This window comes from Rufibacter sediminis, from assembly GCF_014269285.1.
Taxonomy (GTDB): domain Bacteria; phylum Bacteroidota; class Bacteroidia; order Cytophagales; family Hymenobacteraceae; genus Nibribacter; species Nibribacter sediminis.
The window spans coordinates 38,214-64,698 of sequence record NZ_JACOAF010000001.1 but is presented as its reverse complement, the minus strand read 5'-3'; the positions used below and the strand labels follow the sequence as shown (position 1 = coordinate 64,698).

25 protein-coding genes and 1 tRNA gene are annotated in these 26,485 nt (G+C 52.6%); 18 read left to right on the top strand and 8 right to left on the bottom strand.

Annotated elements, in window-relative coordinates:
• The first annotated feature begins 105 nt into the window (after nucleotides 1–105).
• The 6 genes from H7U12_RS00285 to H7U12_RS00260 all read left to right on the top strand — a co-directional run bounded on the left by H7U12_RS00285 (nucleotide 106) and on the right by H7U12_RS00260 (nucleotide 6,893).
• Nucleotides 106–1,599 carry a M14 family metallopeptidase gene (locus H7U12_RS00285; RefSeq protein WP_241748990.1) on the top strand — a complete coding sequence of 498 codons (1,494 nt, stop codon included), beginning with the start codon at nucleotides 106–108 and terminating at the stop codon, nucleotides 1,597–1,599.
• Between the two features lie 92 nt (nucleotides 1,600–1,691).
• Nucleotides 1,692–2,768, top strand: coding sequence for a DUF1611 domain-containing protein (locus tag H7U12_RS00280; RefSeq protein WP_186631137.1), 1,077 nt, complete (start codon nucleotides 1,692–1,694; stop codon nucleotides 2,766–2,768).
• Nucleotides 2,765–3,832, top strand: a complete 1,068-nt coding sequence (locus H7U12_RS00275) for a mandelate racemase/muconate lactonizing enzyme family protein (protein ID WP_186631135.1) — start codon at nucleotides 2,765–2,767, stop codon at nucleotides 3,830–3,832. The genes H7U12_RS00280 and H7U12_RS00275 overlap by 4 nt, the downstream gene beginning before the upstream one ends.
• Nucleotides 3,833–3,943: 111 nt before the next feature.
• The gene (locus H7U12_RS00270) at nucleotides 3,944–5,176 is read left to right on the top strand and encodes a nucleoside recognition domain-containing protein (protein WP_186631133.1); all 1,233 of its coding nucleotides are present in this window, start codon (nucleotides 3,944–3,946) and stop codon (nucleotides 5,174–5,176) included.
• Nucleotides 5,177–5,444: 268 nt separating this feature from the next.
• The gene (locus H7U12_RS00265) at nucleotides 5,445–6,437 is read left to right on the top strand and encodes an MBL fold metallo-hydrolase (protein ID WP_186631131.1); all 993 of its coding nucleotides are present in this window, start codon (nucleotides 5,445–5,447) and stop codon (nucleotides 6,435–6,437) included.
• 219 nt (nucleotides 6,438–6,656) lie between these two features.
• Nucleotides 6,657–6,893 carry a hypothetical protein gene (locus tag H7U12_RS00260; protein WP_186631129.1) on the top strand — a complete coding sequence of 79 codons (237 nt, stop codon included), beginning with the start codon at nucleotides 6,657–6,659 and terminating at the stop codon, nucleotides 6,891–6,893.
• 65 nt (nucleotides 6,894–6,958) lie between these two features.
• On the opposite strand, the gene H7U12_RS00255 is transcribed toward H7U12_RS00260, so the two are convergent.
• On the bottom strand, nucleotides 6,959–8,227 hold the full coding sequence (locus H7U12_RS00255) for a serine hydrolase (protein WP_241748987.1): 1,269 nt from the start codon (nucleotides 8,225–8,227) through the stop codon (nucleotides 6,959–6,961).
• A gap of 75 nt (nucleotides 8,228–8,302) precedes the next feature.
• Between H7U12_RS00255 and H7U12_RS00250 the strand changes: the two genes are divergently transcribed.
• The 9 genes from H7U12_RS00250 to cphA all read left to right on the top strand — a co-directional run bounded on the left by H7U12_RS00250 (nucleotide 8,303) and on the right by cphA (nucleotide 17,918).
• A complete protein-coding gene (locus tag H7U12_RS00250) occupies nucleotides 8,303–8,698 on the top strand; it encodes a thioesterase family protein (RefSeq protein WP_186631128.1) in 396 nt (131 codons plus the stop codon).
• Nucleotides 8,699–9,172, top strand: a complete 474-nt coding sequence (gene smpB / locus H7U12_RS00245) for an SsrA-binding protein SmpB (RefSeq protein WP_186631127.1) — start codon at nucleotides 8,699–8,701, stop codon at nucleotides 9,170–9,172.
• Between the two features lie 94 nt (nucleotides 9,173–9,266).
• Nucleotides 9,267–10,046 carry a C40 family peptidase gene (locus tag H7U12_RS00240; protein ID WP_194362483.1) on the top strand — a complete coding sequence of 260 codons (780 nt, stop codon included), beginning with the start codon at nucleotides 9,267–9,269 and terminating at the stop codon, nucleotides 10,044–10,046.
• A gap of 96 nt (nucleotides 10,047–10,142) precedes the next feature.
• Nucleotides 10,143–10,652, top strand: a complete 510-nt coding sequence (locus H7U12_RS00235) for an HNH endonuclease (RefSeq protein WP_186631126.1) — start codon at nucleotides 10,143–10,145, stop codon at nucleotides 10,650–10,652.
• A gap of 23 nt (nucleotides 10,653–10,675) precedes the next feature.
• Nucleotides 10,676–11,308, top strand: a complete 633-nt coding sequence (locus tag H7U12_RS00230; protein ID WP_186631125.1) for a hypothetical protein — start codon at nucleotides 10,676–10,678, stop codon at nucleotides 11,306–11,308.
• Between the two features lie 284 nt (nucleotides 11,309–11,592).
• Nucleotides 11,593–13,473 carry a 30S ribosomal protein S1 gene (rpsA, locus tag H7U12_RS00225; protein ID WP_186631124.1) on the top strand — a complete coding sequence of 627 codons (1,881 nt, stop codon included), beginning with the start codon at nucleotides 11,593–11,595 and terminating at the stop codon, nucleotides 13,471–13,473.
• A 130-nt stretch (nucleotides 13,474–13,603) separates the two neighbouring features.
• A tRNA-Cys gene (locus H7U12_RS00220) sits at nucleotides 13,604–13,674 on the top strand.
• Between the two features lie 665 nt (nucleotides 13,675–14,339).
• Nucleotides 14,340–15,239 (top strand): cyanophycinase, encoded by a 900-nt coding sequence (locus H7U12_RS00215; protein WP_186631122.1) that lies wholly within the window; start codon nucleotides 14,340–14,342, stop codon nucleotides 15,237–15,239.
• A gap of 39 nt (nucleotides 15,240–15,278) precedes the next feature.
• Nucleotides 15,279–17,918 carry a cyanophycin synthetase gene (gene cphA / locus H7U12_RS00210; RefSeq protein WP_186631120.1) on the top strand — a complete coding sequence of 880 codons (2,640 nt, stop codon included), beginning with the start codon at nucleotides 15,279–15,281 and terminating at the stop codon, nucleotides 17,916–17,918.
• Nucleotides 17,919–18,275: 357 nt separating this feature from the next.
• Here cphA and H7U12_RS00205 read toward each other — a convergent pair whose 3' ends face one another.
• The gene (locus H7U12_RS00205) at nucleotides 18,276–19,217 is read right to left on the bottom strand and encodes a hypothetical protein (RefSeq protein ID WP_186631118.1); all 942 of its coding nucleotides are present in this window, start codon (nucleotides 19,215–19,217) and stop codon (nucleotides 18,276–18,278) included.
• Nucleotides 19,218–19,323: 106 nt separating this feature from the next.
• Here H7U12_RS00205 and H7U12_RS00200 point away from each other — a divergent pair, with 106 nt between their 5' ends.
• Together H7U12_RS00200 and kdsA are read left to right on the top strand one after the other, a co-directional pair.
• Nucleotides 19,324–19,941: a methyltransferase gene (locus tag H7U12_RS00200; protein ID WP_186631116.1), complete on the top strand. Its 618-nt coding sequence runs from the start codon at nucleotides 19,324–19,326 to the stop codon at nucleotides 19,939–19,941.
• A 184-nt stretch (nucleotides 19,942–20,125) separates the two neighbouring features.
• On the top strand, nucleotides 20,126–20,944 hold the full coding sequence (gene kdsA / locus H7U12_RS00195; RefSeq protein WP_186631114.1) for a 3-deoxy-8-phosphooctulonate synthase: 819 nt from the start codon (nucleotides 20,126–20,128) through the stop codon (nucleotides 20,942–20,944).
• 67 nt (nucleotides 20,945–21,011) lie between these two features.
• Here the strand turns inward: kdsA and H7U12_RS00190 are convergent, their stop codons facing one another.
• Nucleotides 21,012–21,782, bottom strand: a complete 771-nt coding sequence (locus tag H7U12_RS00190; RefSeq protein ID WP_186631112.1) for an O-methyltransferase — start codon at nucleotides 21,780–21,782, stop codon at nucleotides 21,012–21,014.
• Between the two features lie 29 nt (nucleotides 21,783–21,811).
• Nucleotides 21,812–22,198 (bottom strand): Co2+/Mg2+ efflux protein ApaG, encoded by a 387-nt coding sequence (apaG, locus tag H7U12_RS00185; protein WP_062544917.1) that lies wholly within the window; start codon nucleotides 22,196–22,198, stop codon nucleotides 21,812–21,814.
• 107 nt (nucleotides 22,199–22,305) lie between these two features.
• Between apaG and ung the strand changes: the two genes are divergently transcribed.
• Entirely contained in the window at nucleotides 22,306–22,968 is a 663-nt protein-coding gene (gene ung, locus H7U12_RS00180; protein ID WP_186631110.1) for a uracil-DNA glycosylase, read from the top strand.
• Nucleotides 22,969–23,049: 81 nt separating this feature from the next.
• On the opposite strand, the gene H7U12_RS00175 is transcribed toward ung, so the two are convergent.
• The 4 genes from H7U12_RS00175 to H7U12_RS00160 form a co-directional block, all read right to left on the bottom strand.
• On the bottom strand, nucleotides 23,050–23,850 hold the full coding sequence (locus H7U12_RS00175; protein WP_186631108.1) for a polysaccharide deacetylase family protein: 801 nt from the start codon (nucleotides 23,848–23,850) through the stop codon (nucleotides 23,050–23,052).
• Between the two features lie 139 nt (nucleotides 23,851–23,989).
• Complete coding sequence (gene lepB, locus H7U12_RS00170) at nucleotides 23,990–25,096, bottom strand: signal peptidase I (protein WP_186631106.1); 1,107 nt, start codon at nucleotides 25,094–25,096, stop codon at nucleotides 23,990–23,992.
• A 10-nt stretch (nucleotides 25,097–25,106) separates the two neighbouring features.
• A complete protein-coding gene (gene dapB, locus H7U12_RS00165; RefSeq protein ID WP_186631104.1) occupies nucleotides 25,107–25,823 on the bottom strand; it encodes a 4-hydroxy-tetrahydrodipicolinate reductase in 717 nt (238 codons plus the stop codon).
• Nucleotides 25,824–25,827: 4 nt separating this feature from the next.
• Nucleotides 25,828–26,484, bottom strand: a complete 657-nt coding sequence (locus H7U12_RS00160; RefSeq protein ID WP_186631101.1) for a DUF5683 domain-containing protein — start codon at nucleotides 26,482–26,484, stop codon at nucleotides 25,828–25,830.
• Nucleotide 26,485: the final 1 nt, after the last annotated feature.

Genomic DNA, 26,485 nt, shown 5'->3' with positions numbered 1-26,485 from the left:
CCCAGAATTCGTGGGTACATTGACCGCCCGAAGAGCCTTGGCTGTTTTCCCTGAAAAGCATTCGGGGTTGGTTGTCAAGTTGCCGCCACTTAAAAAGCGTGGTTCATGCGAAAAGTCCTTATTTACTTTTTATCCTTCATGACACTTCTGGGGAGCCAGTGCCAACAAAGTCTAGTTTCGGGTCAGAGTCCTTCCGCCGCCATGGCGCGGCAGGTGTTTGACCAACATGCGCAGTACAAAGAAGCCAGCATCACCCATCGCCGCTTCAAGCACCGAGATTTGGTGCCGCTTTTGGAAAAACTCCGCCAAAACCCGCTCTTTCAGGTGCAGGTGGCGGGCAAATCAGTGGAGAAGCGCGACATCTACCTCATCAAGGCCGGAACCGGCAAAACCAAAGTCATGCTGTGGTCGCAGATGCACGGCGATGAGTCCACGGCCACTATGGCGCTGCTGGACATCTTCAACTTCCTGCAAGCCTCAGACGAGCTGAACCCCATCCGGGAGGAGATCCTGAAGAACAACACGCTCTACTTCGTGCCCATGCTCAACCCTGACGGGGCGGAGAAATTCATTCGGCGGAACGCCCTGGACATTGACCTCAACCGCGATGCCCTGCGCTTGCAGAGCCCCGAGGCCAAACTCCTGAAAAGCCTCCGCGACAGCATCCAGCCAGATTTTGGGTTCAACCTGCACGACCAGAGCCGCCTCTACACCGTTGGCTCCACCGCTAAACCCGCCACCATCTCTTTTCTGGCCCCGGCCTATAACCACGCCCAGAGCGTGAACGAGGTGCGGGAGCGAGCCATGCGCACCATCGTGGGCATGAACGAAAGCATCCAGCAGTTCATTCCGGGGCAGGTGGCCAAGTACTCCGATGAACACGAACCCCGCGCCTTCGGCGATAACATCCAGAAATGGGGCACCAGTTTGATTTTGATCGAGTCGGGTGGCTACCACGGCGATCCCGAGAAGCAGTACATCCGGCAACTGAACTTTGCTTCTATTTTGTCGGCGCTGCAACTGATTGGAACGGAAGAATATACCAGGTACGATGTCAAAGAGTACTTCAAGATCCCGGAGAACCAACGCAACCTGTTTGACGTGGTGCTCCGCAAGGTCCTGTACCGCGACAAAGGCCGTGACACCCTGCTGGACGTGGGCATCATCCGTAATGAAATCTCCGCCAATACGCCCCAGAATTTCTACCACCGCAGCACCGTGGAAGAGATCGGAGACATGAGCGTGTTCACCGGCTACGAGGAACTCAACGCCGAGGGGCTGTACCTGGTGCCTGGCAAAGTCTACGAAGAACCCTTGGCCAACGCGGGAGAACTCACCCCAGAAAGAACCCACCAGCTACTCTCCGCGGGTTATACCACCGTGAAGCTTCAGCAGCTGCCGGTGGGCTATAATCCCGTAGAATTGCCCCTGAACGTGGTGGAGCCATCCGGCCGCGTGAACCACGCCCTGGCCTTGGACCGGGGCGCCAACTTCACCTTGCAAACCCCCGAGGGGCAGGTGCGCTACGCCATCGTGAACGGGTTCATCTACGACCTCAGCAAAGAAAAACCCGCCCTCTTCCACGGCCTGGTCTTATAATCCAAAGCCTGTTTCAGGACTGGTTTTCCGAAATCAGCCCTGAAATAGGTTGCTCTATTTTACTTCACCCTCTTCCAAACCCCTAACAAACAATGGACGGAAATGCCATTATCCTTACCAACGGATTACTCCACCAGTATCCGGCCAAAACCGCGCACGGACTCATCAGAGGCACCGAGCGGTTCAACATCATTGGCGTCATTGACGCGGTCTCTGCCGGGCAAGACGCCGGCGAAGTCGTAGACGGAAAAAACCGCAACATCCCGGTATACGCAGATTTAGTTGATTTTCTGAAAAACAGCCCCGAAACGGCGCAGTACTGTCTGGTGGGCATCGCCCCGAAGGGTGGCAAATTACCGGCCAGCATGAAGCAGGACATTGAGGCGGCCATTGGGGAGGGAATGAACATTGTGAGTGGCCTCCATGAATACCTGAGCGACATGCCCGATTTGGCTTCGCTGGCGCAAAAGCACGGCGTGCAGTTGATTGACGTGCGCAAACCCAAACCCAAAAGCGAACTGCATTTCTGGACCGGCAAAATCAAAGACGTTCCGGCCCCGCGCGTAGCCGTGCTGGGTACCGATGTGCGCATGGGCAAGCGAACCACCACGCGTCTGCTCACCCAGGCCGCCGAGGCCGCCGGGCTCAAAGCTCAGATGATTTTCACGGGCCAGACCGGCTGGATGCAGGGCAGGGGCAAAGGTTTCATCCTGGACTCTACCTACAATGACTTTGTCTCCGGAGAACTGGAGCACGCCATTGTTTCCAGCTATGAAGAACACCAACCCGATGTCTTTTTTGTGGAAGGCCAGGCCGCTTTGCGCAACCCAAGTGGCCCCTGCGGGTCTGAATATCTGGTGTCGGGGCAGGTGAAGTACGTGGTGCTGCAACACGCCCCCGCCCGCGTGTACTTTGATGATAATGAAGTTCTCGGGTTCAAGATACCGCCGCTATCCACTGAGATTCAGTTGATAGAACTGTACGGCGCTAAAGTCTTGGCCGTGACGTTGAATACCGCCGGTCTTACCTTAGAACAGGCCCGCGCTTACCAGAGACAGTACCAGGAGGAGCTGGGTTTGCCAGTCATTCTTCCGCTGGAAGAAGGTGTGGATTCCATCATTGACTTGGTGAAGCAGGTGCTGGCCAAAGAAGGAGCGGCTGCGGTATGAAGATAAAGGAAATCAATGTCTGGAAAGCCAATCTGGACTTAACCCGCCCGTATACCATCGCCTTTAAGACCGTTTCTGCCGTGGAGAACGTGCTGGTGGAGATTGTCACTGAAAATGGCTTGACCGGTTTGGGAGCCGGAAACCCCAGCACCGAAGTGGTAGGCGAGAAGCTCTCCGAAACCATGGCCGTGCTCCAACCCGAACAATTGGACTGGCTCATCGGCCAGGACATCCGCAGTTTTCAGTTGCTCTGTGATGAATTGCCCCAGCGCCTGCCCCGCAACCCGGCGGCCCGAGCCGCGCTGGACATCGCCCTGCACGATGTGTTCGCCAAGTATTTAGATGTGCCGCTGGTTTCTTTTCTGGGGCAGCGACTTGATGCGTTGCCTACGTCCATCACCATCGGGATAAAATCAGTGGCGGAAACCTTGGCCGAAGCCGAGGAATACGTAGGCCGTGGCTTCACGCACCTGAAAGTAAAAGTAGGAGAGACCCTGGAGCAGGACTTGGAACGTCTGGTGAAACTCAGGGAAGCCCACGGCCAGAACGTCACCATCCGGATAGATGCGAACCAGGGCTGGACCAGCTATGACCTGGCCAACTTCTGCACCCAGGCCCAACCCCTGGAGATTGAGTTGATTGAGCAGCCGCTTCCCGCGCCCATGATTGATGACCTGCGGGAATTGCCAGACGCGGTGAAAGACCTGGTGGCCGCCGATGAATCGTTGCTAACCCCGGCCCATGCGTTTCAACTCGCCCAGTCGCCGCGGGCCTGCGGCATCTACAACATCAAGCTGATGAAGTGCGGCGGCGTGCACGCGGCCCGGCAGATTGGCACCATCGCGCAGCAGGCGGGCATTGACCTGATGTGGGGCTGTAACGATGAAAGCATCATCAGCATCACGGCGGCCCTGCACGCGGCGTTTTCCTGCGCCAACACCCGCTACATTGACCTGGACGGCAGCCTGGACCTGGCCCGCGATGTGGTCTCGGGTGGTTTTATCCTGGAGAACGGCATCATGCGCCCCAACGGCAAACCCGGCCTGGGCGTGGAACGGCTGTAGCGCCACTGAGAATATTTCCCCAACCGCTGGTCTTCTTCTGTAAGGCCAGCGGTTTTTCTAGGTCGACTTTGTATCTTTCAGCTTCGATCCAACCCTAACAAACCCTTTTACATGGTTTTAAATTATCTGTGGGCGGCGTTTTTCCTGATCGCCTTCTGCATTGCGCTCTTCAAGCTCATCTTTTTCCAGGACGTAGAGATCTTCCAGAAGCTGGTGGCTAGTACGTTTGACAACGCCAAAACCGGTTTCGAGATATCTTTGGGCTTGACCGGCGTCATGACCCTGTGGTTGGGCCTCATGAAAGTAGGGGAGCGGGGCGGCATCATCGCGCTGTTCGCCAAAGCGGTTGGTCCTTTTTTTAACCGTCTTTTCCCCGAGATTCCCAGGAATCACCCGGTATTCGGCTCTATTCTGATGAACTTCTCGGCCAACATGCTGGGGCTGGACAACGCCGCCACGCCGCTGGGTTTGAAGGCTATGAAAGAGATGCAGGAGCTGAACCCTGAGAAGGAGACCGCCTCCAACGCGCAGATCATGTTCCTGGTGCTCAACGCCTCGGGGCTGACCATCATTCCCATCAGCATCATGGTATTTAGGGCGCAGATGGGCGCCGCCGATCCCTCGGATATCTTTATTCCTATTCTGCTGGCTACTTTTTTCTCTACCTTAGCGGGCTTGGTTTCCGTGGCCCTTTACCAGCGAATTAACCTGTTTGACAAGGTGGTGCTGGCGTACCTGGGAACCTTGATTTTGCTTATCGGGGCGTTGATCTACTATTTCTCCACCATCTCGCAGGAGCAGATTGGCACCATCTCCACGGTGGCCAGCAATGTGATTCTGTTTACCATCATTGTCTCCTTTATTGGCCTGGCGCTCATCCGGAAGGTGAACGTCTACGAGGCTTTTATCGAAGGCGCGAAGGAAGGTTTCTCGGTGGCCATTACCATTATTCCGTACCTCATCGCCATTCTGGTGGCGGTAGGCGTGTTCCGGGTGTCTGGCGCGCTGGATCTGATTGTGAATGGCCTGGGACAGTTGTTTGCGCTCATGGGCATGAACACCGATTTTGTGCCGGCGCTTCCGGTTGCTTTCATGAAACCCCTGAGCGGCAGCGGGGCCCGCGGCCTGATGGTGGAAGCCATGCAAACCTACGGCGCTGATTCTTTCGTGGCCCGGGTGGCCTCCACCATCCAGGGTTCTACGGAGACCACGTTCTATATTCTGGCCGTGTACTTCGGCTCGGTGGGTATCCGGAAAACGCGCTACGCGCTGGTCTGCGGCCTCATCGCCGATTTGTTCGGGGTGATTGCGGCCATCACGCTGGCGTACCTGTTCTTCCATTAAGAAGCGTTTAGAGGCTGGTTTCTGAAAATCAGGCTTAAAACAGCTTTCACGCCCAGAAACGAAGAGGTCGTTTAACGGCTACTTTCTTTAAAACACGCCTAAAACAGAGCGGGCTTCCTGACCAGGAAGCCCGCTCTGTTTTAGAATTGGCTACAGAAGCCAAGGTGGATGGATTCGGCTCCAGAAATCCCGTATTGATCCTAGCCGATATTGGTGTACTTTTCAGCGGGCGTTTTCCGCTCGGCTATTTCTTTGATGCTCAAACCTCATGGCAGATACCTTCTTATCGAACCCAGCGCTTCCCATCATCCGCCCGGATTGGCAAGGCAACGCGCTGCAGAACGGCCGTTTCCTGAACCAGTTCAGGCAGGGCAACCAGTCTATGTTATTAGCCCTGAAATGGAAACTGACCACCAATCCGCAGAAGGACGAAAAGAAAAATGATAAGTGGCTGCCCGAGGTCCTGGACCCGCGCGCGTTTCTGAACAGCCAGCAGGATGGGTTGGTCTGGTTGGGACACGCGACTTTTTTTATTCGGCTGGGCGGCGTGACGTTCCTCACCGATCCGCTGTTCTTCGGCGTTTCCATGCTCAAGCGGAAAGTGCCTTTCCCGGTGCAGCCCAGTGAACTGCCGCCCCTTGATTACGTGCTGCTCTCGCACGGTCATTTTGATCACTGTGACAAGGACAGCCTGAAGACGCTGCGCAAAACGCATTCCTTTACGGTACTCACCTCCTTGAAAATGAAGCACCTGATCCAAAGCTGGTTGCCGGGCATTGACGTGCAGGAGGCGGGTTGGTACCAGCAATACCAACTGCGGGAGAACCAACCCAAGGTCTATTACTTACCGGCTTTCCACTGGCACAAACGCGGCCTCACGGACAACAACCAGATTCTTTGGGGCAGTTTTATGCTTCAGACCCCAGAACACACGCTCTATTTCGGGGCCGATTCTGGCTACGACCAGCATTTCAAGGAGATTCAGAAGCTATTCCCCCAGATTGACACGTGTCTGTTAGGCGTGGGGGCCTATAACCCGGCGTTTATTATGCAGCCCAGCCACACCAATCCGGCCGAGGCGGTGCAGGCCTTTAAAGATTTGCAGGGCGGCACGCTGGTGCCCATGCACTACGGCACATTTGATTTGTCTGATGAGCCCATGGGTGAGCCGGTGCGCTGGCTGAGGAAAATGGAGGCCGAGGGGGAAATTCCGGGTAAACTGCAGGTATTGGCCATTGGGCAGGCGCTTCCCTTGAAGTAAAGAAAACAGCTCTCCGCTTTCAGGGTAAGATGATTTCGGCTCTCAGGATAGGAAGAATTGAGGAAAGAACGCCATGCTGTTTTAAGCTTGTTTTACCAGAATCGGCCTTAAAACACGTGCCTTTCATAGGACTTCCGCCTTCTTTCTGGCGAGCGGCGGTATCCGTTCCGGGGAATCTCCGTATTTACAGGAAGAGTAATCACATAAACTGAACGGACCATGGATAACGAGAAAAATAAAAACCTGAACAACAGCCAAGACAACGTAAGTAACCAGGCCGAGCCGGGCCGCGTGCCAGAAGCAGTAGGCAAACTGCCGTTGCCAACCGATGTGAACGATGACCCGAGCTACATTGAAGACAGCCCGGGCGTGGTGAAAAGCGCCAGCGGCCGAAGAGGCAACATCAGCGTGGAAGACGGCGGCGACGTAGACGGCAGCTCTACCGGCAGCCGCTAAAAGGCATTTATCTATAACGGAACGGCCCCAGCCTGATCTTCAGACTGGGGCCGTTTTGGTTTACGTCAGTTTTGGGCGGGTTTGTCATAAACGAGCTTAAAACGGCTCAGGTCGGGTTGGTGCTTCTTTTTGCGTTGCAGTTCGTAGTTGTAAACCACCTGGCCTAAATCGCGGAGGAAGGGGAACCCGATGGCGTCATACTCATATTTGCCATCGTTGTAAATGCCGTCTTCGTTCACGTGCACGGTGGCGCTCAGCATAAACTCCACGTTGTGCTCAAAGTCCACCACGTAGGCGTTGTCCGTGAGGAAGCCGAACGACTGACCGATTTTGTTGAAGATCCGGATGTTGCCCGGGATTCTCTCCGTACGGGTGGGGCCACCGTAAAGCAGGTACTTGACAAAGGCATCGGGGTATTCTTTTTCAGAATAGCGTGGGTACGCCGTCTCGCGGGGCAGCTGGGACATGTACTGGTACACAAATCGGTAATCATCGGGTGTCAGGTTGAAACGGTTTTTGGCCGGCACTGTTTCCGGGAAAAGGATGGCACGTAGCATCAGGTGCTGGTCTTCCAGGGCGAAGGTGTTGGAAAACGCAAAATCGCGGGGCTCCATCACCAGTACATCGTCATTGGTCATGTTGCCTTTGCCCATGAGAATAGGGGTGGGATTTTGGTAACTTTTGCCGCTTTTCACCAGGCCTTGCTGGTACACCACCTGCCCGTTCTGGATAAATCGCATTGGGTTGGTGTACTGGTCCAGCTCGATGGGCAGGAACGTGGCCAGCCGGATGGGCAGCCGCAGACTGGAATAGCCTTTCGCTTTCAGGCCTTCGTTCAACGGTTCCTGGCCCACGAACTCATAGAGCCGGTTGTAGGCATCGTTGTCACTGGTGACCAGGATTTTCTTAATGTAGTGCGCAATGGACGGAAATCCGCTGGCCGAGGAGGTGTCTTCCAGCACTTTGGTTTGTCCGGCGTAGGCGCTGTCAGTGAGCATGGTGGTTTCTTTGGTGAGGCCGGGCACCATTAACGTGTTAACCTTTTCCAGTGCCATGAGCAAGCCCGGCAATTTCACCGTACTGGCCGGGTTGAAGTATTCCTGGGCGTTCACCCGGTAGGCGAAGGTCTTGAAAGAGGGCGTGTTGTTTTTGTCGCGGTTTATCTGGGTGTAGAGAATCTGGATGCGGTACTTCTCGGGTTGCTCCAGCAGGGTTTTGAACTTCTCGGTGTGCTTTTCCAGTAGTTGCGCGAGGAACTTGTCGGGTTTGGATTGGGCCGAGGCGAGGGTGGAGCCTAAGAGGAGCAGGCCCATACCCAGCAAAGACATTTTCATAGGAGGATAGGATTGGTAGTCGGATGGGGTTGAATATGCGTAGAAATTCTTGAACTTCGTGCAAACCGATCAAATATGCGAAACCCGTTTCAGGAGGGAAATACCAAAAGTTGCCAGAAAGTAGTCACCGAAGCGGATTTCGCCCGGTTTGAGGCAGGGCTGGTGCACCCGGTCTGCTCCACCTTCGCGCTAGCGCAGGCCATGGAGTGGGCCTCGCGGCTGTTCGTGCTGGAAATGAAGGACCCCGACGAGGAAGGCATCGGCACCATGCTCCACATTGACCACCACGCCCCGGCGTTTGCGGGGGAGACGCTGGAAATTGAGGCCACCTACAACACCCTGCACCAGAATGAACTACGCTGCACCATATCCGTAAAGGCCGGTGAACGGCTGGTGGCCACCGGGCAAACCGGTCAAAAAATTTTGAAAAAAGAGAAGATCCACCGACTTTTGAAGAACAGTAGAAACTAAATGGCGAAATCAAAAGAGAAAGACAGGCTGCAGAAATCGGTGAACATCTCTAACCGGCGGGCCTCCTATGAGTACCAGTTTCTAGTGAAGTACACCGCCGGCATCATGCTGCGCGGCACCGAGATCAAATCCATTCGGGAAGGAAAGGTGAACCTCTCAGACGGGTACTGCACCTTCCACGGAAATGAACTGTTTCTGCATCAGATCACCATCTCCAAATACACCGAGGGCACGCACTACAACCATGAACCCACCCGTGACCGCAAGCTGCTGCTGAACAAGCGCGAGCTGAAGCAACTCAAGGAAGGCGCGCAGGAGCAGGGCGTGACCATCATCCCCACGCGGCTGTTCATCTCCGAGCGGGGTTTCGCCAAAGTGGACATCGCGCTGGCCAAGGGGAAGAAACTCTTTGATAAACGCGAAGACATCAAGGAGCGCGACGTGAAACGCGAAATGGCCCGCGAGCGCTACTAACCCGTTTTACGCCCCTTTTTCACAAAACGGCCTCAAAGTAGGGCAGGTCTGTCCTGCGCCCATCAGCACATTTTCCAATTAGCACAGCAACACATTGAACTTCGGGATTTGCAAATTGAGCTTGGTGCCGGTGCGCCGGGAACCCTCTGACAGAAGCGAACAGATCACCCAACTGGTGTTCGGGGAATGTTATGAGGTGCTGCAGACGCAGGAAAAGTGGATTCAGATCCGGAACGCTCCCGATGATTATGAAGGCTGGATCGATCTCAAGCAACACTTCGCGGTCACCGATGGGTATTTCCAGGAGTGGCAGGGCACCCCACACGCCCGTTCCATGGACCTGGTGCAGACGGTGAGCAGCCATGATGCGGTCACCCCCATTGGCTTGGGCAGCGTGCTCCCGTTCTTTGACGGCATGAGCATAAGGGTAGGGGAGGAACGGCTGTTGTACAACGGCCGCGCGTCAAACCCCGCCTTGCCATACCGCGAGAATACCTTGCAGAAAATCGCGCTTCAGTTCCTGCGGGCTCCGTATCTGTGGGGCGGCAAGTCCATTTTCGGGATTGACTGCTCCGGGTTTGTGCAGCAGGTCTACAGCGTATGCGGCTACCAACTTCGGCGCGATGCCTACCAGCAGGTGGAGCACGGGCGCGAGGTGCATTTCGTGAGCCAGACCCGACCCGGCGATGTCGCTTTCTTTGACAATGAGGAAGGCCGCATTGTGCATGTGGGGCTGGTGCTGGAAAATCAGCAGATCATTCATGCCTCCGGCGAAGTGCGCCTGGACCAACTGGACCACCACGGCATCTACAACCGCGAGCGCAAGCGCTACTCCCATAAACTCCGCATTATCAAACGCATCCTTCCCCAGTAAATTCTGTAACGCGAAGGCCTGAAAATCAGTTAGTAGATTCTGAGGTAAGATATTTTTACGTATCTTACGGGAAGGATCTACTGAGCAGGTTTTCGTATGAATGATAAGGTACTCTTACTGAATCAAGATTACTCCGCCATAGCCACGTGCAGTCTGCACAAGGCTTTCGTCTTGATTTATCTCCAGAAGGCTGAACTCATTGCGGAGGATCAGCTGAATGTGTTGCGGACGGTTCGGCAATCGTATCCCAGGCCTCTGGTCATACGGCTGCACCGCTACGTGCGCATGCCTTACAAAGGCATCTCGCTCACCCGCCAGAACATCATGCGCCGCGACCGCAACCGCTGCCAGTACTGCGGCTCCACCAGAAATCTCACGTTGGATCACCTGCTGCCCCGCTCCCGCGGTGGGGAGAGTACCTGGTACAACCTGATTACCGCCTGCTCGCGCTGTAACTCCAAAAAAGGCGACCGCACGCCCGAGGAGGTTTCCATGAAACTGGCCTCAAAACCGTTCAAGCCGTCGTTGGTTTCCTTCCTCCGTAACAGCATCCAGGAAACAGACCACGCCTGGATTCCGTACCTGGCCGAACGGGCCCGGGCCTAACGTTGACTTTAATCTTATAACTGATGAACAAGCCTCTGTTGTGTAGTGTTGCCCTCGCGTTGATGACGCTGCTTTCTGTTGATGCCTCTGCCCAGGATCTGCTCGCTAAGCGGAAAGATCTAGGGGAAAAGGTGTATGGCGTGAAGAAGATTGCCTCTGAAAAACCACAGTACTTCCTGAAAACCGCGTCCGCCCAGGTGCCAATCAGCAACACCGTCCTGCAGAAAATCAAGATCGATTGGGTGAAATCAGTCTCAGTACTGAAAGAGAAACCAGAAGTTGCCCAGCCCGGGGTGCAAGCCCGGAACGGAGCGGTCTTGATTGAACTGGAGCCGGAGCACGAGCCAGCGTTCCTGCAACTCTTGAAAAAGCTGGAAAATTCCGCTGAAAACGAGGAAGCCACCTCACTAGACGGAAGTACTGGTATCACCTTGCCGTTGCCGTTGTATGTGGTCAAAACCCAGACCGGAGAAGTGGCGGTCAGCAAGGAAGCGGTTTCCGCGGTCAGCCCGGAGTGGATTGAATCAATTGAGGTCTTGCGGGAAACCGAGGCTGAGAAGAAGTATAAAGAAAAGGGCCGCAACGGCGTCATCCTGATCACCTTCGTCCCGGAAAAGGAGCAGGAGATTCTGCGTCAGATTCAGGACAGCAACTAGAATAAAGCAGTTATTTTACAGTAAGGGTTTAGGGCTTGTTTTCAGAAAACAGGCCCTAAACCCTTCTAGCTTTTTACCCCGGTGGCCACCTGCTTGATTTTCAGTCAGATCAGGATAATTTCACCAAGGGAATGACAAATAGTAGCGTTTATTTTTGTACCTTCGCGCCGCGTTCAAGGTGAATGCCCCGGATTCTACAGTGGAAAATGGGTATGTAAAAGAAGCTACGTTCAGGCAAGTGGTTCTGTGTCTGGGCGTTATTATTCGTGAACCAACATAGCAATATGGCAAATGTAGATGATTTTAACTGGGACCAGTTTGAGTCTCAGGGTTTCGGTGGAAGCTACTCTGCTGCGCAGAGAGCCGAACTGGAGCAAATGTACGCCGACACCCTGAACACCGTTCAGGAAGAGGAAGTGATCAAAGGTACCGTTGTTGGTATCACCGATCGCGACGTAATCCTGAACATCGGATTCAAATCTGATGGTTTAGTGCCTGTTTCAGAATTCCGTGACATGCCGGACCTGAAAATTGGCGATGAAGTAGAAGTATTCATTGAAGACCAGGAAGACCCGAACGGTCAGTTGATCCTGTCCCGCAAGAAAGCGAAAATCGTGAAAGCGTGGGAAATGATCTACGGCGCTTTGGAGAACGACACTGTACTGGAAGGTGTAGTGAAACGCAGAACCAAAGGTGGTCTGATCACCGACCTGTACGGCGTAGAAGCCTTCTTACCAGGTTCACAAATTGACGTGAAACCAATCCGCGACTTCGACATTTATGTTGGTCGTAAGATGGAAGTGAAAGTGGTGAAAATCAACGCCGCTTTTGATAACGTAGTAGTATCGCACAAAGTCCTGATCGAGAAAGATCTAGAGCAGCAGCGCGCCGCCATCCTGAACAACCTGGAAAAAGGTCAGGTTCTGGAAGGCGTGATCAAAAACATGACCAACTTCGGTGTATTCATCGATTTGGGTGGTGTAGATGGTCTGTTGCACATCACCGATATTTCATGGGGACGCATCAACCACCCGCAAGAGGTGTTGGAGCTAGACCAGAAAGTAAACGTGGTAGTGTTGGATTTCGACGACGACAAGAAACGTATTTCTTTGGGCATGAAGCAATTGACTGCTCACCCTTGGGATGCTCTTCCTGCCGAGGTGGAAGTTGGCTCACGCGTGAAAGGCAAAATCGTGAACGTAGCCGATTATGGTGCGTTCTTAGAACTGATGCCAGGCGTAGAAGGCTTGATCCACGTGTCAGAAATGTCATGGTCTCAGCACCTGCGCAACCCACAAGACTTCATCAAACAAGGTGACGAAATTGAGGCCGTTGTGTTGACTATGGACCGTAATGACCGCAAAATGTCTCTGGGCATTAAGCAGTTGACCGAAGATCCTTGGACCAAAGAAGATGTATTGACTAAGTATGCCGTTGGAACTAAGCACACTGGTGTGGTTAGAAACCTGACAAACTTTGGTCTGTTCATTGAGCTGGAAGAAGGTGTAGACGGTCTGGTTCACGTGTCTGACCTGTCTTGGACGAAGAAAATCAAGCACCCATCTGAGTTCGTGAAAGTTGGTGACAAATTAGACGTAGTGGTTCTGGAGCTGGATGCTTCTGCCCGTCGTCTGGCCCTTGGTCACAAACAACTGGAAGAGAATCCATGGGATACGTTCGCTACCGTATTCAACGTAGGTTCTACGCACAAAGCTACCGTGTTAGAGAAATCTGACCGTGGTGCTACCCTGGAACTGCCTTACGGTATTGAAGGATTCTCTTTCCCTAAAGGTCTGACCAAAGAAGACGGTTCTGCCGTTGAAGCTGGTGAGCAAGTAGAATTCAAAGTAACGGAGTTCTCTAAAGAAGATCGTAAGATCATCTTGTCGCACACAGCCATGCACACTGCTCAGCCAGAAGACGCCAAGCGTAAGAAGTTTGAGAAGAAAGATGCCCCAGCTGCTGCCGGTGCACCTAAAGCTGCCGCTGCTCCAACTGCCCCTAAGAAGGACGAAGTTCGTTCTACCTTAGGTGACCTGGATGCGCTTTCTGCCTTGAAAGATCAAATGATGGAAAGCGAGAAAGAAGCCGGTGAGAAGAAATTAGCCGCCGCCGCTCAGGCCCGCGCTGACAAATCTACTGACGCTCCTGAATCAGCTGAATAGTTTAGGCCGGAAACGACCATTTGAAGAAAGGGCCTCTGCAAAGAGGCCCTTTTTTTTAGCCTTCTCTGGAAAAAAGTGCTTCAAGATTGTGAACGTATTAAATCCTGTGTATATTTGCACACCCGAACACGGTAACGTGGCCGAGTGGCTAGGCAGAGCTCTGCAAAAGCTCGTACAGCGGTTCGAATCCGCTCGTTACCTCACCCAAAGAAAGCCTGCTTATTTTAAGCAGGCTTTCTTGTTTTTAAGCCCAAAGCATTGCCAATTCCACTAGTTGGTATTTCTCCTATCCCTCGTATTTACCGGGTAAAGCTCCCTCGTAAAAGCCGGGTTTTCTTCTCCAATTTCCTCCTGTATTCGTTTTCTTAATTACGCAGCTTCTTTATTCATTTGAACATGAATTACTTAGGTAATTGTACCTGAATAATGTTGAATTTAAAGGAATGATGTATACTCTGTTTTAATTGATTCCTTGCTTTAAGCGCTTTCCTAAGATTGAAACCAGCGTTTACAGCGGGAGAGGAGTAACTTATATGTAAACGCTTTAGATTTAATGATTTAAAAATAGCGAGGCACGTGAAGCAGCTTCTATTATCCTTTTTGTAATTAATATCGTATAATTTAACGGATAAATAAATAATGCACCTGCTTTAGGAAAAGCTACTAAGTAGTTTTCGCATCTTCCATACGGTAAATCCTGTATAATTTAGTTCTGCAATCTTTTGGTTTTATTATGCGTAAGCGGGGTGACCTGTCATAAGCACAAGCAAGAAGTTTACTTCTCATTTTCTGTGAAATTAGATTTCGATTTCGGTGAAAATGCAGATGGCTTCTGGATGATTTTGACGTACCGTAATTGCAAGAACATGAGCAAAAAGCAGTCAGAAAAAGGAGAGCCAAAACATAAAGCGGTTAGGAAAGCCATTGAAGGAAAAATCCCGAACGGCACCCTTATCGCCATTGGTGGCGCGGAGAACAAAGGAGACGAACCGGAAGATAATTCCTCCAACTCAGAGAACCTGAACTTTGTGAAGACGGAAATCCTGACCAGGTTTGTGAGTGAGCTGAAAGGCACGAATCCGCTGGTTCTGGTTTTCCCTACCGCTTCTTCCATCCCGCAGGAAGTGGGAGCGTCTTACATAAAAGTCTTCCAAAAACTGAAGGTGAGCAAGGTGGAGGTCGTTGACATCCGGAACCGCGAAGATGCCCAAAAAGAAGAATACCTAGAGTTGGTCAGAAAAGCGGCCGGCATCATGTTCACCGGGGGCGATCAGCTGAAACTCACCGCTATGCTGGGTGGAACCGAATTGATGCGGCTCATCAAGGAACGGTATTTCAATGACCACCTGGTAGTAGCCGGCACCAGTGCCGGGGCCGGGGCCATGTCTACCCAGATGATTTATCAGGGATTGAACGGCGCCGGTTTCATCAAAGGGAGCGTCAGCATTACCGCGGGGCTGGAATTGTTAAATGATGTCGCCATTGACACCCACTTTATCACGCGCGGCCGTATAGTGCGTATGGTGCAGATGCTGGCCACTAACCCCACCTTCATTGGGGTGGGACTGGAGGAAGACACTGGCATTGTAGTGAAAGAAGGCAATCAGATGGAAGTAATAGGGAGTGGCCTGGTGGTTTTGGTAGATGGCCGGGGCAGTACCCATACCAATATATATGAAGTAGAGGAAGGAGTTCCTGTCACCATGCGAGACCTGAAGGTGCACCTCCTGGCAAAAGGAGATACGTACACACTGGAGAATTTTTGACCACACAAAAAGCCGCATTTATACTAGATTAAACAATCTATGAAAATCGCAGAGATACGCATCATGCGTGGGCCAAACTATTGGTCAGTGAAACACCCGAAAATTGTAGTACTCAAACTGGACATGGAAGATTTTGATGGTGTGCGCACCACCGATGTTCCAGGTTTCGCGGAGAGATTGGAGACCATGTTCCCTGGCATGCAGGAGCACCGGAGCACCGAAGGCCAGGAGGGCGGCTATCTGAAAAGGGTACGGGAAGAGGGAGTGCCCCTCAGCAACGTAGTGGAACACGTGGCGCTGGAGTTACAGACCCTGGGCGGGATGAACTCAGGTTTCGGGCGTACCTATCCGGCCCCGCAGCCCGGTTTTGAATACGTGGTGTTTTCTTACCAGGAAGAGAAAGCCGGCGAGTATGCCGCGTATGCCGCTTGTCGCATTGTCACGGCCCTGGCGAAGAATGAACCCTATGACATCGCGCCAGACGTGGAGGAACTGCATGAGATACGGGAAGATGAGCACATCGGCCCTAGCACGTACTCCATTGTATCAGAAGCGGTGGCCCGCGGTATCCCTTATATCCGTCTGAACAAAAACTCTCTGATTCAGCTGGGCTACGGCGTTCATCAGAAACGCATCCAGGCCACCATGACCTGCCGCACCGCCGCTTTCGCCGTGGAGATTGCCGGAGATAAAAGCGCCACGAAGGAAATGCTGCACGAAGCCGGCGTACCAGTGCCGGAGGGCGAGATTGTGTATACTTTGGATGAGTTAAGAGAAGCCATTGACTACCTGGGGTATCCTATCGTGACAAAACCTTTGGACGGGAATCATGGAAAGGGAGCCGGTATTAATATCAAAAACTGGGATGAAGCCGTGGCCGGATTTGAAACGGCCTTGAAATATTGTAAGGCTGATAAAGCCGTGATTGTGGAGCAGTTCATTGAAGGGTTCGATTTCCGGTTGCTGGTGGTGAACAAGAAATTCATTGCCGCTGCCAAACGCACTCCCGCCATGGTAACGGGTGACGGAATCTCCACGGTACAGCAGCTGGTAGACCAGGTGAACAGCGACCCCCGCCGCGGGGTAGGGCACGAAAAAGAATTGACCAAAATCGCGATAGACAAAGATTCCAACAGCATCCTGGAAAAGAAAGGATATACCCTGGAGACTGTTTTGGCGGAAGGTGAAATTCTGTACCTGAAGAGCACCGCCAATCTTTCTACGGGTGGTACCGCCACTGATGTCACCGATCTCATTGATCCTTACAATGTCTTAATGGCCGAGCGCATTGCCGGTACCATTGGACTGGACATCTGCGGCATTGACGTGGTTACCTCAGACATTGCCATTCCGCTGCCCGAGGCCCGCGGTGCTGTCATTGAGGTGAACGCCGCCCCCGGGTTCCGGATGCACGTGGCGCCAACCGAGGGATTACCCCGGAACGTGGCCGATCCGGTCATTGAGATGCTCTTCCCTGATAATTGTCCTTCCCGCATTCCTATCATCGCCATTACGGGTACCAATGGTAAAACCACTACCACCCGCCTCATTGCGCACATGGTGAAATCCTGCGGATATCAGGTGGGCTACACCACCACCGATGGCATCTACATTCAGGACAAACTGCTGGAGAAAGGTGACACCACCGGTTCTAAAAGCGCCGAATTCGTGTTGCGTGATCCTACGGTGAACTTCGCGGTGCTAGAGTGCGCCCGGGGCGGAATGCTGCGCTCAGGGCTGGGCTTCCAACAGTGCGACATCGGGATTGTGACCAACGTGGCCGAGGATCACATGGGCCTGCGTGACATTTATACCCTGGAAGACATGGCCCGTGTAAAAGCGGTAGTTCCCAAAAGCGTGAGTAAAAACGGTTATTCCATCCTGAACGCCGATGATGACAACGTCTACGCCATGGCCAAGGAAGTGGAGTCTAAGGTGGCGTTTTTCAGCATGGACGAAAACAACCCGCGTATTCTCAAGCACGTGGCCGAGGGCGGTTTAGCGGCCGTTTTTGAAAACGGGTTCATTTCCATCTTCAAGAACACCTACAAAATACGCGTAGACCGCGTAGCCGATATTCCGCTCACGTTTGGTGGACGCGCTAAATTCAACATCGAGAACGTGCTGGCGGCCACTCTGGCGGGTTATATCTCTCGGTTCGAGATCTCGGAGATTAAAACCGCGTTGCGCACCTTTGTGCCCTCCCCGGCGAAGACGCCCGGCAGAATGAACCTCTTTAAATTCCCCACTTTTGAGGTGCTGATTGACTATGCCCATAACCCGGCCGGGATGAAGGGAATCGCAGATTTCCTTCAGAACGTAGATGCCCGCAAGCGCGTGGGCGTAGTGGCTGGCGTAGGAGATCGGCGCGACGAAGACATGGTGGAGCTGGGAAAGATGGCTGCCGAGATGTTTGATGAGGTCATCATCCGCTCAGACCGCGACCTGCGCGGCCGTACCATGGAAGAGATCAACCGGAACGTGATTGACGGCATTCTGCAGGTAGATCCCAATAAGCCTTTTAAAGTCATCGAAAAGGAGATGGTGGCCATTGCCTACGCCCTGGAGCACGCCGAGCGGAATTCCTTTATCACCATCTTCTCCGAGGACATCCCCGAGGCGATCAAGATGATCGAGAACTTCAAAGTCATTCAGGACCGCCGCGTCATGGTGGACTAGTTGTTGATTTGAAGATGTGGAGATTAGGAGATTTGAAGATGTGGAAATTAGAAGATGTGAAGATGTGGAAATTTGTAGATGAACCTGTTTAGTATTGAAACAGCGATTAGCTTTTACCCTTGCTGTGTGTTCTCACCAGCAAGAGTAAAAGCTCCTGGTTTGGATTGTTGGTGAGAACACCAACAATGGCGGCTAGTCTCGCTTCCTTTCTGCTTTACTAAACAGCCTCGATGATAAAAAAACCATTTTCACATCTTCAAATCTTCTCATCTCCTAATTTAAACTTCCTTCACAAAAAAGAGCCCCGAAACGGATCAGCGTTTCGGGGCTCTTTTTTGGAAAAGGTACGTAAAACGCTTATTTCAGCGTGAAAGAGGTGGTGCCAATCAAGTATCCGTCTGAATAGATCTCGATGAGGTGTTTGCCGGTTTTGTATGGCGTTCCTTTGGAGTAAATGAAGGACACCTGCTGTTGGGTGTTGTCAAACACGATGTCGCGTTTGGCGGTGTAGAACTGCTCTTTGCCTTCAAACTCAAAGGTGCCCGAGCCGGTGGCCAGGTTGTAGAGAGCGGCGCCATCGGGCTCAATCAGACGCATCAGAATCTCTTTGTTTTCTTTAGGCGCTACTTCGTTTTTGCCTAGTTTAAAGGAGAGCTTGATTTTGTCTACGCGCTTGGCTTTGTATTCTTCCTCGGTGTCTTCTTTCTCTTTGCCTTTGGAGTTGATAACGCTCACCATAATGTTCTGCGCCTCCAGCTTGGAGGCCAGACTCACTTTATCGGCGAGCTCCTTGTTATTGCTGGACAGGGTGGTGATGGAATCGGCTAATTTGTTCTGGGTGGTTTTGAGGCCTTTCACCTCGGTGAACAACTCTTCGTTGTCGCCCTGCAGTTTGGCTACTTCCTCATCTTTCTTCTTCAGCGCGACTTCCAAGCTCTGGGCCCGCTGCTGGAAACGTTTCTGGTCGGCCACCGTGAAGGAGCTGTTCCGGAAGGACCGGAGCTGGGCCAGGTCGGCGTTAATGGCGGCAATTCTTGACTCCAGCGAGTCGTTGGTCAGTCCCATGGAGCTCAGCTCGGCGCTTTGCCTCTCATAGTCGGCCTTGAGGGTTTCGTACACCTTGATCTGGTTCTCTAGCTCGGTGTTCTTCACCTTGATGATTTCCTTTTGCTCCTCGTTCTCCTGCGTTTTCTGTTGCTGCATGTAAATAAGGATCCCGTTAATGCTGAGCAGCACAATGATAAGTCCTACTACTAACAGTTTGCGGTTGCTATCCTTTTCGGGTGTTTCAGTCGCCATAGCGGATTAAAGGGTGGTTTAGAGTTTTTGGGCACTACCTATTCTTACAAAAATACGTTTCTATCTATCCTTTGCAAATAACCGGGTAAAATACTTACTTCAGCGCATGAGTGAAAAAGACAATTTAAACCAGCAGTATTGGCAGCAAAGATACGAGCAGAACCGCACCGAGTGGGATGTGGGCGGGATCACCCCTCCCTTAAAATCCTATATTGATCAGTTGCCGGAGAAGGAGCTCAGTATCCTGGTTCCGGGAGGCGGAAACGGCTATGAGGCCGAGTACCTGCACCAAAACGGGTTTACCAACGTCTATCTGCTGGACATTGCGGCGGCGCCACTGCAGAATTTTCAGGAGCGGTTACCCATGTTCCCCAGGCATCACCTGTTGCAAGAGGACTTCTTTTCTTTAACGGCCCAGCAGTACGATCTGGTATTGGAGCAGACCTTCTTTTGCGCGTTGCCCCGCGACCTTCGTGCCCACTATGCCCGCCAGATGTTTGATCTCCTGAAACCGAACGGCAAATTGGCCGGGGTCTTGTTCTCCGTTGAGTTTGAGAAGGAAGGTCCGCCGTTTGGTGGTTCTGCTCTGGAATACCAAGCCTATTTTGAGCCTTATTTTGAGTTTCTCCGGTTCGAACCTTGTCAGAACTCCGTCAAGCCTAGGCAGGGGAGGGAGCTGTTTATAGAGCTGCAGCGCCGCTCGAGGCCGCAGTTTATCGCGTAGAATTCTGTACTTTTGGCACCGCAGCAGCAATGCTGCGGCAGGGAGCGGATTTGCATCGCCTGTTTCTGGCCTGTTTTCAGGAAAACAGGCCAGAAACAGGCGGCCCGCGTAAACGGCTCCTGCCAGAGAAGACCATTACACTTAATTTAAGCGTACCACCCAAGACGTAACCACAGGAATAGCTATGATACTCAATATCCCTAAACTGCAACACACCGATTCCGGAAACTTCTTTCTAATGGCCGGGCCATGCGCCATTGAAGGCGAAGAAATGGCCATGAACATTGCCGAGGAACTGGTCCGGATTTCTGACCGACTGCAAATTCCCCTCATCTTCAAAGGCTCTTACCGCAAAGCCAACCGCTCGCGCAAAGACTCGTTCACCGGCATCGGCGACGAGAAGGCCCTGAAGATTCTGGCCAAGGTGAGCGAGACCTTCGGGGTGCCCACCGTCACCGACATCCACGAAACGCACGAAGCTGCCATGGCCGCCGAGTACGTAGACGTGCTGCAGATCCCCGCGTTCTTGTGCCGCCAAACTGATCTGCTCGTAGCCGCCGCCCAGACCGGCAAAGTAGTGAACATCAAGAAAGGCCAGTTCCTGTCGGGTGAGTCCATGAAATTTGCCGTTGAGAAAATCAAGGAATCGGGCAATGACTTGGTGATTCTGACCGATAGAGGTAACTCGTTCGGCTACTCAGATCTAGTGGTGGATTTCCGGAACATTCCGGTGATGCGTGAAAACCTGGTGCCGGTGGTAATGGACGTAACCCACTCGCTGCAGCAACCCAACCAGTCCTCGGGTGTGACTGGCGGAAGACCCGCCTTGATTGAAACCATCGCCAAAGCGGCCATCGCCGTAGGCGCCGACGGATTGTTCATTGAAACCCACCCAGACCCGCTAACCGCCCGTTCAGACGGAGCTAACATGTTGCCGCTGGCCCAACTGGAAGGTTTGATGCGTCGCCTGATTAGAATCAGAGAAGCCATCAAGTTTGAATAATGATAAACGCGCTTTGGGCCTGTTTTTCAGAAAACAGGCCCAAAGCGCGTTTATCAAAACAAGGTGATTAAAACCTTAAAGTAAAATGTTGCTTGGGTTGGTTGGTCCGGAAGAAGACCAGCCCCAGGTGGAACAGATCAACGGTGAGCAGTACCTTCGGGTGCTGCTTTATTTTTTTCCAGGCCTGCGCCATCTCCCCGGACCAGTAGATGTCATCCAGAATGAAGACGCTGCCTTCGTGGGCTTTGGTGAGGCACTGCTCAAAGTACCGGATAGTGGGCTCGTAGCGGTGGTTTCCGTCAAAGAACACAAAGTCTACTTTCTCCAGCTGCGCCAGCGTTTGAGGCAGCGTCTGGTCCAGGTTACCCTCCACTAGCTTGACGTTTTCCAGCCCCAAGGTTTTGAAGTTCTTTCTGGCCTGCGCCGCAATGGCCGGGCATCCCTCAAACGTGTAGAGATCAGCGGTTTTGCGGGCTAAGCCTAAGTAGCTAGTGGTTACACCCAGCGACGTTCCCAACTCTAGCAGGACGCCTGGCTTGAAGTGATTGGCCAACCGGAACAGCAGTTGGCCCAATCGGGCTGGCTTTGCCGCCGTTCGGGCAATGTCCGCGATTTTGCGTTGGCGGGTAGCACCGGAGTGGGAGCCCGCGCCAAAATCGGTTACGTTCAGTACCGTCTGGTCTTCCAGCAGGTCTTCGCGTAAGGTTTCCACCGCGTCATAGGCCTGAAAATGCCCCTCGTGGTGGATGATGTGGCAATAAAGGTTGAAAACGAAAGGGGAGTGCAGACCATGCGCATTCCCTGAACGCATCCAGAAGGAGGCGTACCTGTAGATCATGGCGGCGTGCTGCAAAGCCAGAAGCGGGATTAGTTGAGTTTATAAGGAATGATAAGCGTGAACTCGGGGATGGTCACGTGGAATTGGCGCCCGTCTACCAGACGTTCCATCAGGTACGTTCCCGCCATTTTGCCGATACTGGTTTTCAGGTTACAGCCCGACACGTATTGGTGGCTTTCGCCGGGTTCCAGCACGGGTTGCTGGCCTACTACGCCTTCGCCCTCCACCTCGCGTATCTCGTTGTTGGAATCAAAAATGTGCCAGTGGCGGCGTAATAACTTTACCGTAAATTCGCTGTTGTTCTGAATGGTGATCTTATAAGCGAAGACAAAGTGTTGCTGGGCCGGACTGGAATAGTCAGGGAGGTAATTTGTCGTGACGTTGACAGTGACTCCTTGGGTTGTTTTCGTATCCATGCGTGCCTTAATTTGGTATATTGGGAACAGGCTTTCTGGCTATTTAGTTTTGCCAGCCGGATTCTAAAGTAAAAATACGCTAAAAACCTTTAACTGGTACCTCTTCTATGCAGGTAAAAATTGAAAGCAGCTGGCAACAGGTGCTACAAGATGAGTTTGAGAAGGCTTATTTTCAGAACCTTATCGGGTTTGTTAAGGCCGAATACACCACCACCGAAGTCTATCCGCCGGGCAAACAAATCTTCCACGCCTTTGACGAATGCCCCTTTGATCAGGTGCGCGTGGTCATTCTGGGCCAGGACCCGTACCACGGGCAGGGTCAGGCCAATGGCTTAGCCTTCTCCGTCGCCGAAGGAATGCGGACGCCACCTTCTCTATTAAACATATTTAAAGAGATAGAGGCAGATTTGGGTAAACCCATCCCTAGGTCCGGGAATCTGGAACGTTGGGCCGAGCAGGGGGTTCTCTTGCTGAATGCCACCCTCACCGTGCGGGCGCATCAGGCCGGATCGCACCAGAAAAAAGGCTGGGAGGAGTTCACCGATGCCGTCATCAAGAAAGTATCGGATGAAAAGGAGCACGTGGTCTTTCTGCTGTGGGGCGCCTACGCCCAGAAGAAGGGGCAGATCATAGACGAGAAAAAGCACCTGGTCCTGAAAGCCGCGCATCCCTCGCCGTTTGCCGCGGACAAAGGATTCTTCGGGACGCGTCATTTCAGCAAGGCCAATGCCTACCTGCGGGAAAACGGCCTGCCCGAGATTGAGTGGTAAAAGACGATTCCCGTTTAGGGCCTGTTTTTGGAAAAGAGCCCCTAAACGGGAAGAACTGAATTAGAGCTCAAGCTTTACTCGCTATTGCAACGCCTCGGGTAGAGACACGAACTGATAGCCCCGGGCCTTGAGTTGAGTGACGAGTTCATCTAAGTGGAGGTAGAGTTTATCGGTTCTTGCCGGATCTGTGCCCAGGTGCAGCAGGAGCAGAAAACCGTTCAAGCCCTTCGGGTCTTTCTCTTCGAAACTCAGGATGGAATCCAGGATGACTTCGCTGCTGCGGTATTGTTTTCCCAGACTGGGATAGGTGTAGTCGGCGTGGGAGAGAGTGCCGGGGGTGTGGTTGATCAAGGTTAAACCTAATTGGCTTGTCCAGTCGGCAATCTGTGGGTTGTACCATTCATACGGCGGTAAAAAATAGGGCGCCGCTTTCCGCTTGATTCCGTGCTTCGCCATCTCGGCATAATTAGCCAGCAGATCTTGCGTGAATTGCGCTTTGGTCACCAGGGTAGAATCCCGTTTGCCCCAATCGGCGTAGAGAAGGTGCTTGTCTGAGTGCGCCCCCAGATAGTGGCCGTCTTTCTTAAGGCCTTTGATCACGGCGGCAAAGGCAGGGTTCCGGTAGAAATCGCCGGTCAGGAAAAAAGCCGCTTTGATTCTGTGCTTCCGCAAGGTCTCCCTGATCACCGCAGCACCATCGGCAAACTCGTGGCCGGTGAACAGCAAGGTGATTCTTTTCTCATGGGCGTCAACTCTGATGATGGCTCCCTGGTAGCTGGTGGTTTTCCTGGGTGTGTCCTGCTTATGCTTCGGCCAGCCATCAGTGGGCTGGGCTTGGAGAATACGTGCGGATAAGAGCAGGAAAAGGAGAAGCGGGCGCATGGGCGAAAGGTTAACGACCCAAGTTAGATTTTCTTCGGCTTTCCTGAAAGTGATAAAAAGCGAAGGCCGGCTACATTAGCCGGCCTTCGCTTTTCTATTTTGGCCCTCCTTTTGGAAAAAGAGCCTCTAAACGCAAATCCTATTCTATGCCTTTAAAGATGCGGCTCCACCGGATTTTGTTGAACATGGACTCGTTCTGGTCCGCGGACATCCAGATCAGGACGGCTTTGCCCACCACATGGTCTTCGGGCACAAAGCCCCAATAGCGGGAGTCTTCAGAGTTGTGGCGGTTGTCGCCCATCATCCAGTAGTAATCCTGTTTGAAGGTATATTGTTTCAGCTCCTGGCCTTTCACCAGAATCTTGTCATCGGTGACGGTTACCTCATCCTTTTCAAATCCTTCGTACTTCCGGATGGCCATCTCGTAGAACGGAATGGTTTGGGGGTTGATGTCCACCGTCATGCCTTCTTTGGGGATGATGAACGGCCCGAAGTTGTCTTTGTTGTACGGGTACATAGACGGCTTGAACGGGAAAACATCGGCCCTGATGGAACCGATGCTGTCTTTGTACAACACCACTTCCTTGATGAAATCGTAGTCTTTCAGTTTGGCCGCAGTGGCGGGCGTGGTGTTGATCACGTAGCCAACCCCGCCAAACGCCTCCTGCACATCGGTGATGTCGTTCTCCTTGAAGAACTTCTCATTGATGGGGGTGGACGTAAGCAAACCATAGGCGTACTGTACTCTTTCCGGCTCCGGCACCAGTTTGTCGTTGATGTACACCTGCATGTCCTTCATCTGAATTTTATCGCCCGCGATGCCGATGCAGCGTTTGATGTAATTCATCCGGAGATCAGTGGGGTGGTTGATATCGGCGGGCCAGTTGAAGACCACCACGTCGTTGTTCTTCACGGAGGAAAAACCGGGCAGCCGGTATGACTTCAGCTGGATGGCGTCTGAGTACGACGGAATGTTGGTTCCCCAGATGGTCTGGTGCGTCAAAGGGACCTGTAAAGGCGTGATAGGAGTGCGGGGGCCGTAGTGCAGTTTGCTCACAAACAGATAATCTCCCACCAGCAAAGACTTCTCCATGGAAGGAGTAGGGATGGTATAGGCTTCAAAAGTAGCCCACCGGATGAGGGTAGCGGCTACTACAGCAAAAAGAATGGCGTCTCCCCACTCCCTGAAAAAGCCTTTTTTCTTTCTAGGCTTGGTGTCTTTCTTGGTCCAGAATCGGATACTCATGCAATCAAGTTTAGAGTTGTAGCAGATCGGTCATGCCGTAAATGCCCTGGCGACCGGGTAACCACTCCGCAGCTAAAAGGGCCCCGGAGGCGAAACCTTCTCTGCTGTGGGCGATGTGATGTAGTTCAAAGGTATCGTTTTCTGAGGTGTATTGTACAATGTGCGTGCCTACAACTTCGCCTTCTCTTTTAGAAACCACGCTTAAAACGTCCTGTTCCTGGGAGACTTCATTTTTCCAACCCTGTTTCTGCGGATAATGCTTCAGAATGCCATCGGCGATGGAGATAGCGGTCCCGCTGGGCTGGTCCAGTTTATGGACGTGGTGGATTTCCTTCACCTGCACTTGGTACTCTGGGTAGTGCTGCATCTTCTGGGCCACGTACTCATTGAAGTGGAAGAAAAGGTTCACGCCCACGCTGAAATTGGAAGCATAGAAGAGCGTGCCCTGTAACTGCTGGCACTTTTCTTCTACCATTGAAAGGTGCTCAAGCCAACCCGTGGTGCCTACCACCACTGGGATTTTTTTCTCAAAGCAGGTCAGGATATTGCCCACCGCGGCAACGGGGCTGGTGAATTCAATGGCCACATCTACCTGGTCAGCGGTATAGGTAGCGAGTTGGTCTGCATCTTCTACGGTGAGGGCTCCCACAATTTCGTGCCCCTTGGCCAGCGCCAGACGTTCAATTGTATGGCCCATTTTGCCGTAGCCAATGAGTAATATGCGCATAGTTTTATTTCAGGTTCAGATGAAGGGTAAGCCCCGCCACGTGGGAGCGGGTACCCATGAGAGGTTGCAAAGAAGGCTTCAGTTGCAAAGAAAGGTCATCGCTCACATCAAACGCCTTCAGGTGAGCATGTACGTGCGCCTCCATGACATTCAGACCCCAGGCTAAAATTCCCAAGATTATGTCCAGGTCACGGTATTTCCGGAAGAAGTCACGGGACCGACGCAGGTTGGTGGTTCCCTGGTCATTGGGTCGGCCAACGCCGTACGTTTGGCTGTCGGCGTAGGCATCTATAGTAGCCGCATTACCGTCCAGCCTGATTTCCAAGGCTTTGACAAAACCCTGGTATTTGCGGTTGTTGTCATAAATGAAGTACCCAATGACGGCCCCCGTGGCGTACACCAACGGAATTTTCCAGTAGCTTCTGTTGTAGGCCTGGCCTAAACCCGGCAAAACCGCCGAATAGAAGGCAGCCTGCGCGGGTTTGCTCCATCTTCCAATCGCTTCCTTTATATGTTTAGGAGGCGCTTGCTTGGTGCTATCCGTAACAACAGCAGCGGTGTTTACTACGGTAGAATCTGGCCCCGCCGTCACTACTTGGGCCGATACAGAAAAGGTAGCAGCTAAACAGAAAAATAAAAGCAGGGCCGCGAGCTGCCGCATG

Coding starts and splice junctions, on each gene's coding strand:
- H7U12_RS00285 (WP_241748990.1), top strand. CDS start 106: ATGCGAAAAGTCCTTATTTACTTTTTATCCTTCATGACACTTCTGGGG.
- H7U12_RS00280 (WP_186631137.1), top strand. CDS start 1,692: ATGGACGGAAATGCCATTATCCTTACCAACGGATTACTCCACCAGTAT.
- H7U12_RS00275 (WP_186631135.1), top strand. CDS start 2,765: ATGAAGATAAAGGAAATCAATGTCTGGAAAGCCAATCTGGACTTAACC.
- H7U12_RS00270 (WP_186631133.1), top strand. CDS start 3,944: ATGGTTTTAAATTATCTGTGGGCGGCGTTTTTCCTGATCGCCTTCTGC.
- H7U12_RS00265 (WP_186631131.1), top strand. CDS start 5,445: ATGGCAGATACCTTCTTATCGAACCCAGCGCTTCCCATCATCCGCCCG.
- H7U12_RS00260 (WP_186631129.1), top strand. CDS start 6,657: ATGGATAACGAGAAAAATAAAAACCTGAACAACAGCCAAGACAACGTA.
- H7U12_RS00255 (WP_241748987.1), bottom strand. CDS start 8,227: ATGAAAATGTCTTTGCTGGGTATGGGCCTGCTCCTCTTAGGCTCCACC.
- H7U12_RS00250 (WP_186631128.1), top strand. CDS start 8,303: ATGCGAAACCCGTTTCAGGAGGGAAATACCAAAAGTTGCCAGAAAGTA.
- smpB (WP_186631127.1), top strand. CDS start 8,699: ATGGCGAAATCAAAAGAGAAAGACAGGCTGCAGAAATCGGTGAACATC.
- H7U12_RS00235 (WP_186631126.1), top strand. CDS start 10,143: ATGAATGATAAGGTACTCTTACTGAATCAAGATTACTCCGCCATAGCC.
- H7U12_RS00230 (WP_186631125.1), top strand. CDS start 10,676: ATGAACAAGCCTCTGTTGTGTAGTGTTGCCCTCGCGTTGATGACGCTG.
- rpsA (WP_186631124.1), top strand. CDS start 11,593: ATGGCAAATGTAGATGATTTTAACTGGGACCAGTTTGAGTCTCAGGGT.
- H7U12_RS00215 (WP_186631122.1), top strand. CDS start 14,340: ATGAGCAAAAAGCAGTCAGAAAAAGGAGAGCCAAAACATAAAGCGGTT.
- cphA (WP_186631120.1), top strand. CDS start 15,279: ATGAAAATCGCAGAGATACGCATCATGCGTGGGCCAAACTATTGGTCA.
- H7U12_RS00205 (WP_186631118.1), bottom strand. CDS start 19,217: ATGGCGACTGAAACACCCGAAAAGGATAGCAACCGCAAACTGTTAGTA.
- H7U12_RS00200 (WP_186631116.1), top strand. CDS start 19,324: ATGAGTGAAAAAGACAATTTAAACCAGCAGTATTGGCAGCAAAGATAC.
- kdsA (WP_186631114.1), top strand. CDS start 20,126: ATGATACTCAATATCCCTAAACTGCAACACACCGATTCCGGAAACTTC.
- H7U12_RS00190 (WP_186631112.1), bottom strand. CDS start 21,782: ATGATCTACAGGTACGCCTCCTTCTGGATGCGTTCAGGGAATGCGCAT.
- apaG (WP_062544917.1), bottom strand. CDS start 22,198: ATGGATACGAAAACAACCCAAGGAGTCACTGTCAACGTCACGACAAAT.
- ung (WP_186631110.1), top strand. CDS start 22,306: ATGCAGGTAAAAATTGAAAGCAGCTGGCAACAGGTGCTACAAGATGAG.
- H7U12_RS00175 (WP_186631108.1), bottom strand. CDS start 23,850: ATGCGCCCGCTTCTCCTTTTCCTGCTCTTATCCGCACGTATTCTCCAA.
- lepB (WP_186631106.1), bottom strand. CDS start 25,096: ATGAGTATCCGATTCTGGACCAAGAAAGACACCAAGCCTAGAAAGAAA.
- dapB (WP_186631104.1), bottom strand. CDS start 25,823: ATGCGCATATTACTCATTGGCTACGGCAAAATGGGCCATACAATTGAA.
- H7U12_RS00160 (WP_186631101.1), bottom strand. CDS start 26,484: ATGCGGCAGCTCGCGGCCCTGCTTTTATTTTTCTGTTTAGCTGCTACC.